Here is a 16,107-nt window from a genome sequence, read left to right on the forward strand (position 1 = left end):
GGCGACATGGCTGGGACGCTCAAGATCTGGGTTACGCGACCGCTGTTCGATGACGTCATCGATCGGCTGCGCGAGCACGCCCAGGTGCGTGTCAGCGCGCAAGACAAGGCGCCGGATGCGCAGGCATTGAAGCAGGGGCTTGCCGAGGTCGATGGCGCCTTGCTGGGTCTGTCCGATCGGGTCGATGCCGACACCCTGGCCGGCAACACGCGCCTGAAGGCCGTGGCCAATGTCGGCGTCGGCTACAACAATCTGGACATCGACGCGCTCACCGCCGCCGGGGTGATGGCCACCAACACGCCCGACGTGCTGACCGAAACCACCGCCGATCACGCCTGGGCACTGCTGATGGCGGCCGCGCGCCGCGTCGGCGAGGCCGAGCGTTACGTGCGCGCCGGGCACTGGCAGGGGCTGCGTTTCGACCAGTTCCTGGGCCATGACATCCACGGCCGCACGCTGGGCATTCTCGGCATGGGCCGTATCGGCCGCGCCGTGGCCCGCCGCGCCGCCGGCTTCGGCATGCGCGTGATCTACCACAATCGCTCACAGCTGGACGCCAGCGTCGAGCGCGAATGCGCCGCACACTACGTCAGCCGCGAGGCGTTGCTGGCACAGTCCGACCACCTGGTGCTGCTGCTGCCGTACACGCCCGAGGCCCATCACATCATCGACGCAACGGCGCTGGCGGCGATGAAGCCCGGCGCGGTGCTGGTCAATATCGGCCGCGGTGGCCTGGTCGACGATGTCGCGCTGGCAGCCGCGCTGCGCGACGGCCCGCTGGCGGCAGCAGGGCTTGACGTGTTCGAGGGCGAGCCAAACGTCTGCGCCGAGCTTCTGGCCTGCGAAAACGCGGTGCTCACGCCGCACATCGGCAGCGCCACCGAGGCCACGCGCCGCGCCATGGCCAACCTGGCCGTGGACAATTTGCTGGCCGCGCTGGATCTGGGCCAGCAGGCCGGCGATCCGCCCTCGCTGATCAATCGCGAGCTGAAACGAAAACGCTGAGCGCGGCGCCTGGCGCCATGACGCGCGCCTGCGCGGCGTGTTTTCGTTCTCTCTCTTCCTTCTTCAAACGCATCCACTCCGGGGTTTTCCCATGAGCAGCAAGAGCACCTACAACGTCGCCATCGTTGGCGCCACCGGCGCCGTCGGCGAGACGCTTCTGTCGATTCTGGCCGAGCGCGACTTTCCCATCGACAAGCTGGAACTGCTGGCCAGCGAGCGCTCGGCCGGTGAGCACATCGATGTGGGCGGGCGCCACCTGACGGTGAAGGATCTGGCCACGTTCGACTTTGCCGGCATCGACATCGCGTTCTTCTCCGCCGGCGGTTCGGTCAGCCGCGAGCACGCCCCGCGCGCGGCCGAGGCCGGTGCCGTGGTCATCGACAACACTTCCGAGTTCCGTCGCGATGCCGACGTGCCGCTGGTGGTGGCCGAGGTCAACCCGCATGCCATTGCGCAGTACACCACGCGCCGCATCATCGCCAACCCCAACTGCTCGACCATGCAGATGCTGGTGGCGCTGGCGCCGATCCATCACGCCGTCGGCATCCAGCGCATCAACGTGGCCACCTACCAGTCGGTGTCCGGTGCCGGGCGCTCGGGCATGGAAGAGCTGGGCCGCCAGACCGCCGCCATGCTCAGCTTCCAGGAGCACAAGCCGGCCAAGTTCCCCAAGCAGATCGCCTTCAACGTGATCCCGCACATCGACGTGTTCCTGGACAACGGCTACACCAAGGAAGAGATGAAGATGGTCTGGGAGACGCAGAAGATCCTAGAAGACCCCTCCATCGCCGTGAACCCGACCGCCGTGCGCGTGCCGGTGTTCTACGGCCACGCCGAGGCCGTGCACATCGAAACCCGTGATCGCATCAGCGCCGAGCAGGCCCGCGAGCTGCTGGGTCGCGCGCCGGGCGTGGTGGTGATGGACGAGCGCAAGGACGCCGGCTATCCGACCCCGGTGGGTGATGCCGCCGGCACCGACCCGGTCTACGTCGGCCGCATCCGCGAGGACATCTCCCATCCCAACGGCCTGGACCTGTGGGTGGTGGCCGACAATATCCGCAAGGGCGCCGCGCTCAATGCCGTGCAGGTGGCCGAGCTGCTGGTGGCCGATTACCTGTAAGCCGGGGGCGCCCGGTCAATCAGGTCGTCGTAAATGTGACCGGGCGCAAAAAACGCCAGCGCGATGCGGCCAGGGGGCGAATCGCGCTATTGGTGCAAATTAAGGATGTGAACTAAAGTTACAGCTTCCTTATGCGGCCGCCGCACGGACGGCGGTTGTCCATGGCTCGAGGGGGATGTTTTCGATGAACCGTACCTTGAAGCTGTCAGTGCTTACCGCACTGGCGCTCGGTTGCAGTCAGGCCATGGCGCTGGGACTGGGACAGATCCACGTCAAGTCCAAGCTGGGCAAGCCGCTGCTGGCGGAAATTCCGCTGGTGGCCGACTACCCCGGCGAAGCCAACGATGTGCAGGCCCAGCTGGCCTCGCAGGATGCCTTCAAGCGCGCCAACCTGGACTTCAACGAGGTCTCCGGCGAGCTGAAATTTGCCGTGGTCGGCGACGGCCATGGCGGCAAGCTGATCCGCATCACTTCCGACGCGCCCATCAACGAGCCGTTCCTGGATTTCCTGGTCGAGGTGGACTGGCCCAAGGGCCGCCTGGTGCGCGAGTTCACCGTGCTGCTGGACCCGCCGACCATGGCGCCGGCCGCACCGCATCGCAGTGCACCCGCGCCCGCGCCATCCAGGCGTGCGCCCGCGCCGGTGCCGGTACGCCATCGTGCGCCGCCTAGCCAGGGTGCCAGTGGCCACGTGCATGATGGCCGCTATGGGCCGGTGCATGACGGGCAGACGCTGACCTCGGTGGCGCGCCAGACGCTTCCGGCCGATGTCAGCCTCAGCCAGATGATGCTGGCGCTGTACAAGGAAAACCCGGACGCCTTCTACAAGGACAACATCAACGCGCTCAAGCGCGGCGCCGTGCTGCGCGTGCCCAGCAAGGCCCAGGCCGAAGCGCTGAGCGAAGCGGCGGCGATCGCCGAGGTGCGGCAACAGAACGCCGCCTGGCGCGGCGGCTCGGTGCCCAAGCCGACCACGGTTGGCGGTGCCGGTGGCCGCGACCAGCGGGCCACCTCGGGTGCCCAGGCCGATAGTGGCGATGGCGATCACCTGCAACTGGTTCCGCCCAAGCAGGGCGGCGGCGCCAACACCCGCGCCGGCGTCAAGGGCGGTACCGGCGACCAGGCCGTCAACGGCCTGCGCGACCAGCTGGCGCGTACCAAGGAAAGCCTCAGCACGGCGCAACAGCAAAGCCAGGATCTGCAAAGCCAGGTCAACAGCCTGCAGAATATCAACGACAAGAACCAGAAGCTCATCGATCTGAAGAACGCGCAGATCGCCGAGCTGCAGCAAAAGCTGGCGCAGGCGCGCAAGCAGGCCGGCCTGCCGCCGGCTCCGCAAGCCGCGCCCAGCCCGGCCGTGCAGCCGGACACCACGCCGGCAGCCGCAGGCAGCGTCGCCAGCGCTTCGGCCAAGGCCAGCCAGCCGGCCACCGGCAGCACCGCAATGACGCCAGCCAGTGCGCATTCGGCGCCGGCCGCCAGTGCCATGACGCCGCCGGCCAAGCCCGCAGCCCACACACCAGCGCACGCCGCCAAGCCCGCGCCCACGCATCACGCCACTGCGCCGCATCATCCGGCGTCGGCGCAGCCGTGGTACACCGCGCTGTGGGTGAAGGCGCTGGCCGCCCTGGTCATCATCGGTGGTTTGCTGGCCGTGCTGCTGGGCATGCGCAAGCGCCAATCCTCGGCGCCGATCGCACCCACCACCTCGCTGGCCGATCAGTTTGCCGATGAGGAGGCGCCGCCGAGCATGGATGACGAGCAGCGCGAACTGCTCGATCAGCTGGCCGAGCACCCCGATGACGTCGGCTTGCATCTGGAATTGGTCAGCCTGTATTACGCCCGCGGTGACGTGGAGCACTTCGAGGGCGCCGCCGAGGCCATGTACGCGCACATTGCCGACACCGAGCAGCCCGAATGGCTGGACGTGGTGGCCATGGGACGCGAGTTGAGCCCCGGTCATCCCTTGTTCGCCGATCCAGACGCCGCCCCTGTCGATGATGCGGCCGAGCCGCCGGTCGATGACAGCGGCTTCAGTGCCCAGGCCTATGAGGCCGGTGCCGTGGCCTCGCCGTTCGCCGCCGACCAGGCGCTGGACATCGAGCACGACGAGTCAGAGCTGGTCATGTCCACGCCGGGCGACCACCCGCAGCCCCGTGCCGACGACGACGGCTACGACTTCGATTTCGCGCTGCCGCCGCAAGACGAGGACGGCACAGGCGAAAAGACCTCCAGCTTCAATGCCGAGCCGGACCTGCACGGCGAGGGCGGCGATGACCTGATCATGCCGCCGCTGGCCGATGACCAGGCGCCGGCACCGGCCGACGAGGTCGACGCCCAGGTGCCGCCGGCCGAGGTCAGCGAGGCAGAGGCCGAGGAAGACGTCACCGATTTCTCCTGGCTGCCACCGGCAGAGGACGACAACGCGCCGCAAGCATCCGCCGAGGACGCCGGCCCGGCCGACCTGCCGCCGCTGGAGCCGGACTTCGATCTGGGCACGGACCTGCCGGAAACCCCGGCCGCTGATGCTGCCTCCGACGAATCCCAGCAAGAGCCGATGGCCTTCGACGGCACGCCGGACGATCCGGTCGACACCAAGCTGGACCTGGCCCGAGCCTACATGGACATGGGCGATCCGGAAGGCGCCCGCGCCATGCTGGAGGAAGTGCTGGAGGAGGGCAGCCAGATGCAGAAGGACATGGCGCAGAAGCTGCTGGACGATCTGCCCTGATCCCTTAGGCATCCACGGCGGGCCGCAAGGCCCGCTTCAGGTCGCCATCCACGACGCCGTCCGGGCTTCCCGGGCGGCGTCGTTGTATGCTTGCACGCTTTCCTCTCCCGCTTCACCGAACACGGATGGCATGCATGCGTCTGGCGCTGGGCATTGAATACGACGGCACCGACTTCCTGGGCTGGCAGCGCCTGAGCCACGGCCCCAGTGTGCAGGCGGCGCTGGAAAAGGCGCTGTCCAAAGTGGCCAATCACGCCGTGGACGTCACCTGCGCCGGGCGCACCGACTCGGGCGTGCACGGGCGCTGCCAGGTGGTGCATTTCGACACCGACGCCGAGCGCAGCCTGCGTTCCTGGGTGCTGGGTGCGTGCTCCAACCTGCCGCCCAGCGTGGCCGTGCTGTGGGCGCAGCCGGTGGATGATGCCTTCCACGCCCGTTTCAGCGCCCGCGCGCGCCAATATCGCTACACGCTGCTCAATCGCGGCGTGCGCCCGGCACTGGATGCGCGCTATGTCACCTGGGAGCGCAACCGGCTGGACGCCGACGCCATGCACCAGGCCGCGCAGGCGCTGATCGGCGAGCACGACTTTTCCGCCTTCCGCGCCATTGCCTGCCAGGCCAAACACGCCCGCCGCGAGGTGCAGGCCATTGGCGTGCACCGTGAGGGCGACAAGGTGATGGTGGATATCCGCGCCAATGCGTTTTTGCATCACATGGTGCGCAACATCGTCGGCTCGCTGCTGCCGGTGGGCCGTGGCGAGATGCCCGGCGCGTGGATTGGCGAGCTGTTGGCCGGGCGCAACCGCGAAGTGGCCGGCCCCACCGCGCCGGCATCCGGGCTGACCTTCCTGGGGCCACTGTACGAGGATGGCTGGGGCTTGCCCGCCGAGGTGGTGCTATGACGCGTATCAAGTTCTGCGGGCTGACCCGCCTCGAGGATGTACGCCTGGCTGCATCCCTGGGTGTGGATGCCATCGGCCTGGTGCTGACCCGTCGCAGCAAGCGCTTCGTGGACATCGAGCAGGCCCGCGCCCTGCGCGCCGCCGTGCCGCCGTACATCACCAACGTCGTCCTGCTGATGGACGACGCGCCGGAGTGGATTGCGCAGGTGTGCGACACCGTGAAGCCGGACGTGCTGCAATTTCACGGCAGTGAGCGCGAGGCCGATTGCACCGCCTTCGCGCGCCCGTACATGAAAGCCATCGGCATGGGGCAGGGCGACGCCGGCCTGGCGATGCTGCGTGCCTACCCGTCCGCGCAGGGCCTGTTGCTGGACGGGCATGGCCTGGGCGAACCCGGCGGCAGCGGCGAAACCTTCGACTGGCAGCGCATGCCCACCGACCTGGACCTGCCCTTGGTGCTTGCCGGTGGCCTGGATGCCACCAACGTCGGCCAGGCCATCCAGACCGCACGTCCCTGGGGCGTGGATGTCTCCAGCGGCATCGAGTCCGCGTCCGGCATCAAGGCCGAGCAGGCGATGCGCGCCTTCGTGCAGGCCGTGCGCGCCGCCGATAGTCAAGCCGACTAAACCCGCCAGCTCTCGTTATGCCAGCGAACGCTGGCATCCAGCGCCTGGCACGTGCCAACCGCTCAGCAAGCCCGTGACAGTCGCCAGCCATCACCCATCCAGCGGACCGCGCACACTATCCGCGTCTCCGATAGCCAAGCCGACTAAGCCCGCCCAGCTCCCGTCATGCCAGCGAACGCTGGCATCCAGCGCCTTGGCGCGTGCCAACCGCTCAGCAAGCCCATATCAGTTGCCAGCCATCACCCATCCAGCGGACCGCGCACACCATGCGCGCCGCAATAGAGCGCATGTGTGTAGATCTGGGTGGTTCTCACATCCTTGTGGCCCAGCACCTCCCGATACAAAAACAGCAGTGCTGAAAGCGCCTGATTCTGTGTGCTGGCGGCCACCTTGCCATGCACCGCAAGCCGGGACAGGAACGCCTCCATTTCATCCGCACCCATATCGCGCGGATGGCGCTTGCCACTGGCCAGGATAAAGCGACGAATCCAGCCCACATATGCTTTTTCCGTACGCAGGCTGTAGTGCTTCATCCGCAGCACCCGGCGCACCTCATCCATAAGCCGAGGCGCCTTGTCGCGGGCGGAGTGCATATTCGCGTTTTCGGGGTGATAAACCATACACACCTCATTCCGTGAGATATGCAAACCAGCATGCACCCGGCATCGCGGAAGACAAGACCAGTAACACCTTGTTTGCTTGTAGGGTTTCACTGATTGACGTCGGACGACCCTCAAGCGAGGATGTACGCATATGCCCCGATCCGGGGTCTACTAAGCGTTAGGCCACTTATGCACGTTTCTAAAAGGGAAGCAAAGATGCGTCACTACCAACACTGGGAAACGTGGATAGGCTTGCTAGTTTGCGGCCTGTGCGCAGGGCTCGGGAGCTACTTCGGCGGCGAGTATTTTGGACACTCAAGTATCTCCGCAGGTATCGGCGGCGGCATCGGCGCGTTGTTGCTCCGGGCAGTCACGAAATACGTTGATCGCCGCTATTACTCTCGCGCGGCCTAACATCTCGTTCAAGGCGGACGCGCTGACGCGCGCCGCTTAACTCCAGCGTTAGGTGGCTAAGGAAAACTTGTGGACTACTTTGATGAGAAAAGCGCCGAGATTTCCGTTGACGCTATGACTTCGTTCGGCGTTGAGATACATACTCGCTACGGAAAGGCATGGCAGATGGCTGAAATGCTTATGTTCACTACAGACCTCGCCAACCTTGATCTGCATCACTTCGTCACGAGCGTCTTTTATGACTCAAAGAGCGATTGTTGCTCGTTCGAGTTCGGAGATGAAGAGCTTCTCCCTGAGGTTGATGAGGCAATCCTTAGGTGCGCCGAAAAGCACATCTCACAATTTGAGTGGCACGGGACTATCTATCATGGTGGTACGCTTGGCGCCGCCTAACAATTCATTCAAGCCGACGCCGCTTCGCGGCGCGGCTTAATTCAGGCGTTGGGCGACATGAAGAGTATGCGTAAATTCCGAATCACATTGTTCGTCGTGGTGCTGTTCTGCATGCCCGCCGTGGCTTTGTGCGGAAGTCTTTCTGGCGTTTGGCTTGTGCAGGTGCAGAATCCCAAACACCAAATAGTCACAACTATCAAGGTGCAGTTCACGAACAAGCGCGCCGAAAATTCTTGCATGGCCGGTAACTGGAATACTGTTCGCGTTCTATCAGCAACAACGAAAGTCCAAGACTTCTTCCCTGTCTCTGACCCGCTGTCGTATCAGGTCAAGGATGGGAAAATCACCATTGGCCGCAATGTTGTGTGTGACGGCTATCTTTGGCTCCAAGGCCCTCTTCATGGCTCCTCGGCGCAAGGGGAATACTTCAGCCTTGGTCTTGGTGGCACGTCACCTCTTGGTCACTTTACATTGCGTCGCGTCCAATGACAGTGTCGCCCAACAGTTCAGTCAACCGGACGCCAAAACCGCTAGGCGGTTTCGCCGCCGGTTACTTCAAGCGTTAGGCGTCATACGAAATCGCGTGCACATGAAGAGTCGCTTCGTTACTCAACTCTTGCTGCCCTTATTGGCCGCGACAGCGTTGGCCATACTTGTGCATCTTTGGTGGGCGGCCGACGGCTTCTTCTTGAACCTTGCTGCCGGATTCGTCGGCAGCTTGGTCACGGTGGGGTACATCGATTGGATCCTGCGTCGGCACGAGGAGGATCGCTGGAGCGATGCCGACTCGCGGATCTCGAGCCGCCTCAAGATACTTGCCAATTCGACCGTCACTGGGATTCGCGTCGCGTTTGGCTACAAGACGGACATATTCGATCGCCGCGCAATGGCATCAGGCGACTCCGAGGTCATGCATGCTGAAGTCATGCGCGTCGCTATTCACGTGTTGTCCCCCGGTGCCGAGGCACATGTCACGTCCTTGAACCAGGCGCAATGGAAGTCATTCGTCTCGCACTTGCATCAAAGCTCAATAGAGTGCGGGATCATGCTTGATCGCTTCGGCCACCGACTTCAACCGAACACGATCGCAACTCTCCTCGATCTACAACATCACCTCGAGTCGGCACAGACTTTCTGGCAGGTGTTCCCGGACATCGCTGGGGTGCCCGCTGATCAACTTCCGCAGACCAAAACACCACCAGAAGAGCTGCAGGCAGCTTGGTGCGAAATCACAGCGAGAGCTGTGCGCAATGTCTTGGAAGCTGCTACTCAGCTGGCCGCCATAGCATGACGCCTAACCCGTCGTTGCACCCGACGTGCTACGGCTGGCTGCGCCAGCCTCCGCCCGCGGGTGAACTCCAACGTTAGGTTTCTTAGGAGCCACCATCATGGACGCAGCACGCTGTACGCTAGATGATGCGATTTACCAAGCGGTGAGATTCGCAGCTCTTCCACCAAATGAACTAGCGAGAAAGCGGAGATTCTTGGTGTGCCCGGAATGTCGCGGCCCCGCGTTCTTTCGAAAGGCTTCGCGCAGTGGTCAGGCAGCATGTTTTGGTGCCCGCCCTCATGAGGATGGCTGCACGCTAGCTGCATCCGAGTACGAGCAGAACAACATTGGCCCCGGTGACGATCAAGACATCCTCGAAAATCCAGGCCAGCGCATCATCCTCAATTTCAACTTCGGCGCGCCTGACGAGAGACACAACGACCCTGATGCTCCAGTGAACCTTGGGGGGCGCGGTGGCCGCTTCGTTGGCGGCGGTGTTCGCCCGGACGCCGCAATGCATCGCCGGCTGAGTACGATCCTTCGCAATCTTATGATGTCGGGACAGTTTCGGACATCTCGGCAAATAATCGAAATCGCTCGTGTTGGCGAGTTCACCGTCGCAGATTTCTTCGTCCCGTTCGGTGCGGTGGCCGCGGCGCATGATCACCAGTATCGCGGCTATTGGGGAATGGTTGTTTCTGCTCGCTTTGGTCAAACGGGGGCACTGTGGCTTAACTCCGGCGGCCGTGACGATATGAGCGTTTGTGTACCAGAGCAGTTCGTTAATGAGCTTTACGAGCGCTTCCGCATAACAGACGAAGAAGAGTTGGCTGGCACCTATGCTCTAGTACTCGGAACGCTTCGCACCTCTCAAGGGGGGAAGAAGTATGTTCAAGTCGAAGACTTGGTCTTCATCACTCTTCGATGAATAAGAAACCTAACCCTGTGTTCGAGGCGACCTGCGCGAAAAGCCGTACCGGCGCCGCTTAACTCCAGCGTTAGGGGGCTAGGTGAAGCATCGTCGCATCACGTCACTTCTATTTGGTCTGCTTACTGCATCGTGCATGAGCTTGGCGATGGCCACTCCGCCAGTAGCCCAAATATCTTCGAGTTCCGCGCAGGGTCGAGACGTAAATGGTGCAATCACATCAATACTCATGCATCGTTCCGGCTGCTATGGCTTTTGCCCCATCTACGAAGTAGAGGTTACTGAGCAGGGTGTTGTCACTTTCAACGGGCATCGCTTCGTCGAGAAGACAGGTAAGCACCACAGCAAAGTCACTCCAAATCAGTTTCAAAAGCTTGTTGCGTTCGTAAAGCAAATGAACTTTTTCAAGCTGCAGGACCGCTATCGTTACGAACAGGATGGTTGCACCACGTGGTGGAGCGACAACCCAACTGTGGACATCATCGTCACACGAGGCTCAAAGAAAAAGCATGTGTCCTACTACTACGGCTGTAAGGGGCCGTCTGTAGCAACGCAAATTGACGCGCTCTCGAAAGCCATCGACAAGGTTACGGGCACGAGCGCTTGGATCGGTAACGGGGGCATACCGCCGCCGCCCCCTAAAAGTTCGGTCAAGCGGACGCAAACCCGCTAGCGCGGGTTTGCTTCGCTTACCTCAAGAGATAAGCCCCATGAATGAGACGATTCAGCGAATTGACCATGACTCCGAAAAAGCTCTGGAGTCCCTTGTTGGCTGCGAGGTACAGGAGCTTCTGAGCAAGAGCGCAGCTATCGAGGTTGGTCAGTCTGTCCTTCAGGTTGTCTCGGTGTCGATACAGTTGGGTAAGAAACGTTTTGTCGTCATCGAGAGTGACTGGGAAGACACGGCTCAAGAGTATTTGGACTATCACTGTTTGTCGGTCCGTACCGCAGGGTCACCGAGAGACATTAAGTACAACCCCAAGCCTCCGAAGGGTGGTGCGAACTACCAGTCTGATCACGTGCATTTGGCACTTGGCGCAAGCGCACCAGTTACCAAGATTGAACTGCTAGAGAGCCGAGAGGTCGGCGTCGCGGAGTCTGTAACCTACGACGCTGGCTTGGTACTCACTCGATCCGACGGGCTTCGGTTCGCAATCGTGCGCGAGGAGTCGATTCTTGGTGCCCTGCACATTGCTCACATACCTCAAGACATTGAGCGCCTCATTCATGGGCTGCATGTGAGGCTGCGGTATGGGGCATAACATTTCGCTGCAGCCGACCGTCATACCGCTACGCGGTCTGCCGGCGGCTGAGTTCACGCGTTAGGCCGCTTGGAAAACTCACACCCCTCGGTACAAGATCTCACTCACCCTGACGCATCCGAGGCGTCCGGCTGCGGATCTTGGTCGTACGTTGCCTCTTCAGGCAAGCCATGAGGGTACCGTCGGCGAGCCACGACGCACCCCAACGGGTCGGCCGCTGGGCGGACAGTACAAGGAGAGCTTTTGGCGCGTCTCGCTGCCCACGCCCGCTGACGGTGAGCTGGAGCGCTTCCTTGCAATCACAGTAGAGTCACTAGCTCCAAACCTGCCGCACATCTTGGCAGACGGTGGCAAAGCCAGGCTCTTCATTGGGCTCTTTCTTGAGCAAGAGAACATCGGGCTAGACCTGAGCGCCGAGCTTCTTGGTCGGTGCGGAGCTCTGGGGATTTCGCTAGGCTTCGACATATACGGGCCAGACCCTCCCGGGGCTGCGGCCTAACAGTTCGTCCAAGCCGATGCCGCTTCGCGGCACGGCTTAACTCAAGGCGTTAGACCGCAGGTAAGAATGTGCTGACCGACAAAAATGGATTGCCTGTTCTAGATCAGTTCTCAGAAGAAGGCTTCGTCGATTGCGTATTCCGCATTGTGAATCTCGTGCGCGATGGCGAGCACTTTGTGTTCGAGCTCCGCTCCTCCTATCGCAACGAGACGGTGGGTGTGAGGGCTCGACTAAGGGCCGAGATCGGTCCAGGAATAGACACTGAGATGAACCTCATCAAAGAGCACGTGTACTGGAAGGGCTTAGAGATCTCCTCGCTCGGCCCGGAGAGTGACCGCTTTGTGGCTGTACTTGCGTCCCTCTACGGCGTCGAATCGATTCCGGAGGCCATGGTGCAGGCAGAAACCTTCACTGTGATCGCGTTGCAGCAGGACGGCACGGACCTTGAGGCTGAGCAGGTCAGACTGAAGATCTTCGGTAAAGACGGCTCCGAATTCGCTGAGGATGATTACTATGAGGCCTTCTTCAACGTAGATCTTCCTGATGGGTTCGTTTACTGGAATGAGAAGGATGAGAGCTACCGTGAGCCCATGCTCAAAGCACTGGCTGCGGTCTAAAAGTTCGTCCACGCCGACGCCGCTTCGCGGCGCGGCTTAACTCAAGCGTTAGAGAGCAACCGTGAGATATCTATCTGTTCAAATTCAACCAGAAAGATCACCCGGCATAGACGTAGAACGGATATCTGAGCTGTTCCAAGAACTTGCTGATCGCGATGATCTGGTTTTACGGCACAGCTTTGACAACGGGCAAGACAACGGTGCTTATTTCAATTTTACTTTCGGCACGGAGCGTCCCGCTGAACTTTGGTTTGCCATGCAAGAACTAATTTTTTTAGCTCAAGAACATCAATCGCACATGGCAGCTGCTTCGATGGCTATGTGTTCCGGTGAGGCTGGTTGGGATCAATATGCGCAGTTGTATCACTGGAATCCCGAGGTTCCTGTTGTTCCCGCAACCGCCCTCTAACAGTTCATTCCAGTCGACCTTCCACTGGCTGCGCCAGCGGCCGGCGGCTAAATTCAAGCGTTAGGCGGCTCAGTCATGGATGCCATCCAATCACTCGTCAAATACGTTCTTGCCCTGGAGCAATCGGCCGAGGCGACTGCATGCGCTGAGGATCGTTCGATTTACAAGTCGCTACTTGCGGACGCTGGCCCCATCCTCGCAACGGCATCGGCGCTCGACGCGCAATCCAACATCGCACCACGTATCTTTCAACATGAGCGGCTCTGGGGCTATTCATGGCTTCAAGATCCAGTCTTTCAAAGCGCATCGGACGCGTGGCAGGCAGTCAAGCTGGCATATGTGCAGGCCGCCGTCTAACATCTCATTCGAGGCGGACGGCTTCACCGCCGCTTAAAACTCCAGCGTTAGGACTCTCATGCCGGTTAACGTCGTAGCCAAGCAGCAGATTACCGTTGGCACAGAGGAATTCCTTGAGGCAGCTGCTCCGGATGGCCCTTTTGCTGTGGTCTTCGAAGACGATGGAGACACTGGCTACTTCTACGCGCTAGATCAATCTCAATCTGGCCAGTCCATCCAAGATGCCATGCACATCTACAACGTGGCCAACGTTACCGACAAGCATCTTCCTTCAGTGGTTGAGCTCGGCTGGTCTCCCGAAAACTGCAAAGCCGTCTTGCTCATCAATGACTATGCTCACGCCGTCTTCGACTTCTCTACAAAGCGCGGTTACTGTCGCACGGGCTTTCCGCCTCCATCCGAGAACTGGCACGGCCACGACTGGGACGATTCTGCATTCAAGCTCTTCGCGGTAGAGTCCTAACCAGTCATCCAAGCGGACAGCTTCGCCGCCGCTTAACTCCAGCGTTAGCACCCAAGGGGGAGATGTTCGTGAACTTCAAGCGTCTGCCTATAGTGCTCGTTGCCTTCTCGGTACTCGCGGCGAGTTCCGCGGCCTATGCCATCAAGATGCCTCCGCCACCAACCAAGGCTGAGCTGGCGGGTGTGTGGGTTGGGCCTGACGATTCCGGCGCAGTTCTACGCTTGGAGCTAGATTATTCCGGCAAAGGTTCTCTCGTAATTAGCAATCACGATCCAAGGTTCACCTTCAAGTACAAAGTCATACTCACAAAAATCAACATTTACAAACTTTCGTTCGGCGTGAAGTCCGTTGGCCATACAAAAGTTGGCTTCACGCTTTCTGGTACATTTCACCCACATGCCATTCAGCTGCAAAGGCACCTTTCAACCTTTGACCAAACTTGGTTTCACAATGCCATGCTACTTCGCAGCAAGAGTTTGCAGTCGGGGTTGGAGCACGTACAAACAGTTAGTGGCCAGCTTCCGCATGGCGTTGGGCGCTAACAGTTCATTCAAGCCGACGGCCAAACCGCTACGCGGTTCGTCGGCGTCTTAACTCAAGCGTTAGGCCTTATGGACACACAACCGCAGTACAAGGAACGACAACTTGAAGCTGACGAGGCTCGTGAAGTCAGCGTCTTCGCAAAAGACGGCCGCAAGACTGCCAAAGTCGGCTACTTCACCAACGACTCTGCCAAGATCGTTTCTGCCGTCGACACTCATGTCAATTCACTGCAGCGGGCGATACATGCTGGTTCGCTTACGCTCAACGAGCAAAGTCGCACCTACTTATCGCTACAGCTCGGCTGCCTTTGGGGTCAGCAACTCATCAAGCAATTTGGGTGGGAGTGGGTTTGTGTCATTGATGGAGATAGCGAGCTCTATGCAGTCGTTAGCAAAGATCGTGCTCTGATGATGCTTCCAACATACTTCGTGAACGAGTGCCTTCAAGATCCAAACGTTGACTGTACTTCCATACTCTCGTTCAACATGATCGCAGCGCAAAAGTTTTCTGAAACCCCCTCCGGAAGCTACTTGAACATACTTGATATTGTTGTTCGCATTGTTCCTCGGCATCTAGTCTAACAATTCATCCAAGCGGACACGCTGACGCGCGCCGCTTAACTCAAGCGTTAGGGCCCAATGGGAGCACTCGATCATTCGTTAGCGACACTCCGCCTCTTCGGTGACGATTTAGTCCCCGAAGAAATCAGCGCATGTTGGGTACACAGCCCCCCCTAACAACTCATCCAAGCGGACGCGCTGACGCGCGCCGCTTACTTCAAGCGTTATAAGGCATTCGAGATATGAGCGAACAAGAACAATTTGTTGAATGCTGCACTCATGGAAAGCAACAAGCTACATATGTATGTCAGCATATTTTGCAAAGCCTTCGAGATGGTCAGACCAGGGGGTTTTGGTCTGCTGAGCCGGAGTCGGGCAATGAACGGCCAGATTCATGGTGTAGTGCTTGCGAGGATAAAGTTAACAGCACGGGCGGCGAATGGAATGATGAATCCGAGAAATTCGCTGGCTTAACTTTGTTGTGTGGTGCTTGCTATGATCGAGCAAAGAGCATGAATAGAAAAAATTAGCTATGGTGCAAGTACCTTATAACAAGTTGCTGTTGTCGCCGCTGCGCGGCTGGGACCTCTGTTCCGGCGCTTCGCGCCTGCACTACGGCCCCAAAGCAAAGCGTTAGATATAGGGGGTCAGGATGCCGCTACCGAACTACAAAGAAATCATCGAGCTCGTTAAAGTCGGTTCAACAGTCGAAGCACAAGAAAAAATAATGCAGCTCCGGCAATTAGCTCTCGACCTCCAAGAAGAAAACATCCAGCTAAGAACGACGATTTCAGATCTCGAAGAAAGGCTCCGTAGGGCAGAGTCTGTCGACGGTGATCCTTGTCCTCGTTGCAGGAAGCGAACGTACTATGTCGAGAGTAGCGAGCCGGACCGGATATTCGGAGACCTGGGAGGTATGCGTCGTGTTTATAAATGCGCAGAATGCGGATTCACGGAATCTGGAATAAGTGGTGATAGTTAAATCTAACGAATCGCTGCAGTTGACCGCCCAAAACGCTGGCGCGTTTTGGGTTCCCTCCGCAGCCTGCGGCTGCTCCGGCGGCAACTGAGCTCAGGCGTTAGAGTGCGAGAGAAATGACTCAAGAGTTTGTCGTTTACAAGGGCGCACGAATGGTCAAGGGGTGGCCCGAGAAAATTGAGGCTGCGCAGCTGCAGCCTACAGTCATGGTCGCCGGTGGCGAACACCAGCGAGTTCGCTACGGCGCCGAGGCAGACGATTGGGGTGCTGGTACTGGCAACCCGTGCCACGATTGCCGGGTCATCAAAGGTCAGATTCATGTCTTTGGCTGCGATGTTGAGCGTTGTCCCGTCTGTGGTGGCCAGCTAATTTCGTGCGAGTGCGACGACTAGATTATGTCGGCTCGCACTCTAACTATTCAGTCAAG

18 protein-coding genes and 1 pseudogene are annotated in these 16,107 nt (G+C 60.1%); 18 read left to right on the top strand and 1 reads right to left on the bottom strand.

Annotated features, from left to right (window positions below):
• Positions 1 to 6: 6 nt before the first annotated feature.
• The 5 genes from HBF24_RS05415 to HBF24_RS05435 all read left to right on the top strand — a co-directional run bounded on the left by HBF24_RS05415 (position 7) and on the right by HBF24_RS05435 (position 6,384).
• Positions 7 to 1,005 carry a D-glycerate dehydrogenase gene (locus HBF24_RS05415; protein ID WP_167170168.1) on the top strand — a complete coding sequence of 333 codons (999 nt, stop codon included), beginning with the start codon at positions 7 to 9 and terminating at the stop codon, positions 1,003 to 1,005.
• Positions 1,006 to 1,096: 91 nt separating this feature from the next.
• Complete coding sequence (locus HBF24_RS05420) at positions 1,097 to 2,125, top strand: aspartate-semialdehyde dehydrogenase (protein ID WP_167170171.1); 1,029 nt, start codon at positions 1,097 to 1,099, stop codon at positions 2,123 to 2,125.
• Between the two features lie 184 nt (positions 2,126 to 2,309).
• The gene (locus HBF24_RS05425) at positions 2,310 to 4,856 is read left to right on the top strand and encodes a FimV/HubP family polar landmark protein (RefSeq protein WP_167170174.1); all 2,547 of its coding nucleotides are present in this window, start codon (positions 2,310 to 2,312) and stop codon (positions 4,854 to 4,856) included.
• A gap of 134 nt (positions 4,857 to 4,990) precedes the next feature.
• A complete protein-coding gene (gene truA / locus HBF24_RS05430; protein WP_167170177.1) occupies positions 4,991 to 5,758 on the top strand; it encodes a tRNA pseudouridine(38-40) synthase TruA in 768 nt (255 codons plus the stop codon).
• Positions 5,755 to 6,384, top strand: coding sequence for a phosphoribosylanthranilate isomerase (locus HBF24_RS05435; RefSeq protein WP_167170180.1), 630 nt, complete (start codon positions 5,755 to 5,757; stop codon positions 6,382 to 6,384). The genes truA and HBF24_RS05435 overlap by 4 nt, the downstream gene beginning before the upstream one ends.
• Before the next feature lie 323 nt (positions 6,385 to 6,707).
• Here HBF24_RS05435 and HBF24_RS05440 read toward each other — a convergent pair.
• Positions 6,708 to 7,004, bottom strand: a pseudogene (locus HBF24_RS05440) (phage integrase N-terminal SAM-like domain-containing protein); the annotation flags it as partial.
• A gap of 465 nt (positions 7,005 to 7,469) precedes the next feature.
• On the opposite strand from HBF24_RS05440, the gene HBF24_RS05445 reads away from it, so the two are divergent.
• The 13 genes from HBF24_RS05445 to HBF24_RS05505 all read left to right on the top strand — a co-directional run bounded on the left by HBF24_RS05445 (position 7,470) and on the right by HBF24_RS05505 (position 15,231).
• Positions 7,470 to 7,793: a hypothetical protein gene (locus tag HBF24_RS05445; RefSeq protein ID WP_167170183.1), complete on the top strand. Its 324-nt coding sequence runs from the start codon at positions 7,470 to 7,472 to the stop codon at positions 7,791 to 7,793.
• Between the two features lie 57 nt (positions 7,794 to 7,850).
• Positions 7,851 to 8,282 (top strand): hypothetical protein, encoded by a 432-nt coding sequence (locus tag HBF24_RS05450; protein WP_167170185.1) that lies wholly within the window; start codon positions 7,851 to 7,853, stop codon positions 8,280 to 8,282.
• Between the two features lie 100 nt (positions 8,283 to 8,382).
• The gene (locus tag HBF24_RS05455; protein WP_167170188.1) at positions 8,383 to 9,084 is read left to right on the top strand and encodes a hypothetical protein; all 702 of its coding nucleotides are present in this window, start codon (positions 8,383 to 8,385) and stop codon (positions 9,082 to 9,084) included.
• Positions 9,085 to 9,181: 97 nt separating this feature from the next.
• Entirely contained in the window at positions 9,182 to 9,991 is an 810-nt protein-coding gene (locus tag HBF24_RS05460; RefSeq protein WP_167170191.1) for a hypothetical protein, read from the top strand.
• Between the two features lie 229 nt (positions 9,992 to 10,220).
• Positions 10,221 to 10,664, top strand: a complete 444-nt coding sequence (locus HBF24_RS05465) for a DUF6438 domain-containing protein (RefSeq protein ID WP_167170193.1) — start codon at positions 10,221 to 10,223, stop codon at positions 10,662 to 10,664.
• Between the two features lie 37 nt (positions 10,665 to 10,701).
• On the top strand, positions 10,702 to 11,253 hold the full coding sequence (locus HBF24_RS05470) for a hypothetical protein (protein WP_167170195.1): 552 nt from the start codon (positions 10,702 to 10,704) through the stop codon (positions 11,251 to 11,253).
• Between the two features lie 567 nt (positions 11,254 to 11,820).
• A complete protein-coding gene (locus tag HBF24_RS05475; RefSeq protein ID WP_167170198.1) occupies positions 11,821 to 12,369 on the top strand; it encodes a hypothetical protein in 549 nt (182 codons plus the stop codon).
• Positions 12,370 to 12,430: 61 nt separating this feature from the next.
• Positions 12,431 to 12,778 carry a hypothetical protein gene (locus HBF24_RS05480; RefSeq protein ID WP_167170200.1) on the top strand — a complete coding sequence of 116 codons (348 nt, stop codon included), beginning with the start codon at positions 12,431 to 12,433 and terminating at the stop codon, positions 12,776 to 12,778.
• 75 nt (positions 12,779 to 12,853) lie between these two features.
• On the top strand, positions 12,854 to 13,135 hold the full coding sequence (locus HBF24_RS05485) for a hypothetical protein (protein ID WP_167170202.1): 282 nt from the start codon (positions 12,854 to 12,856) through the stop codon (positions 13,133 to 13,135).
• A 58-nt stretch (positions 13,136 to 13,193) separates the two neighbouring features.
• Complete coding sequence (locus HBF24_RS05490; protein WP_167170205.1) at positions 13,194 to 13,598, top strand: DUF2251 domain-containing protein; 405 nt, start codon at positions 13,194 to 13,196, stop codon at positions 13,596 to 13,598.
• 68 nt (positions 13,599 to 13,666) lie between these two features.
• Positions 13,667 to 14,140 (top strand): hypothetical protein, encoded by a 474-nt coding sequence (locus HBF24_RS05495; protein ID WP_167170208.1) that lies wholly within the window; start codon positions 13,667 to 13,669, stop codon positions 14,138 to 14,140.
• 69 nt (positions 14,141 to 14,209) lie between these two features.
• Positions 14,210 to 14,722 (top strand): DUF3806 domain-containing protein, encoded by a 513-nt coding sequence (locus HBF24_RS05500; RefSeq protein WP_167170211.1) that lies wholly within the window; start codon positions 14,210 to 14,212, stop codon positions 14,720 to 14,722.
• Positions 14,723 to 14,943: 221 nt separating this feature from the next.
• Positions 14,944 to 15,231: a hypothetical protein gene (locus tag HBF24_RS05505; protein WP_167170214.1), complete on the top strand. Its 288-nt coding sequence runs from the start codon at positions 14,944 to 14,946 to the stop codon at positions 15,229 to 15,231.
• Positions 15,232 to 16,107 lie beyond the last annotated feature (876 nt).

Origin of the sequence: Oleiagrimonas sp. C23AA, assembly GCF_011759385.1 — a bacterium.
Taxonomy (GTDB): domain Bacteria; phylum Pseudomonadota; class Gammaproteobacteria; order Xanthomonadales; family Rhodanobacteraceae; genus Oleiagrimonas.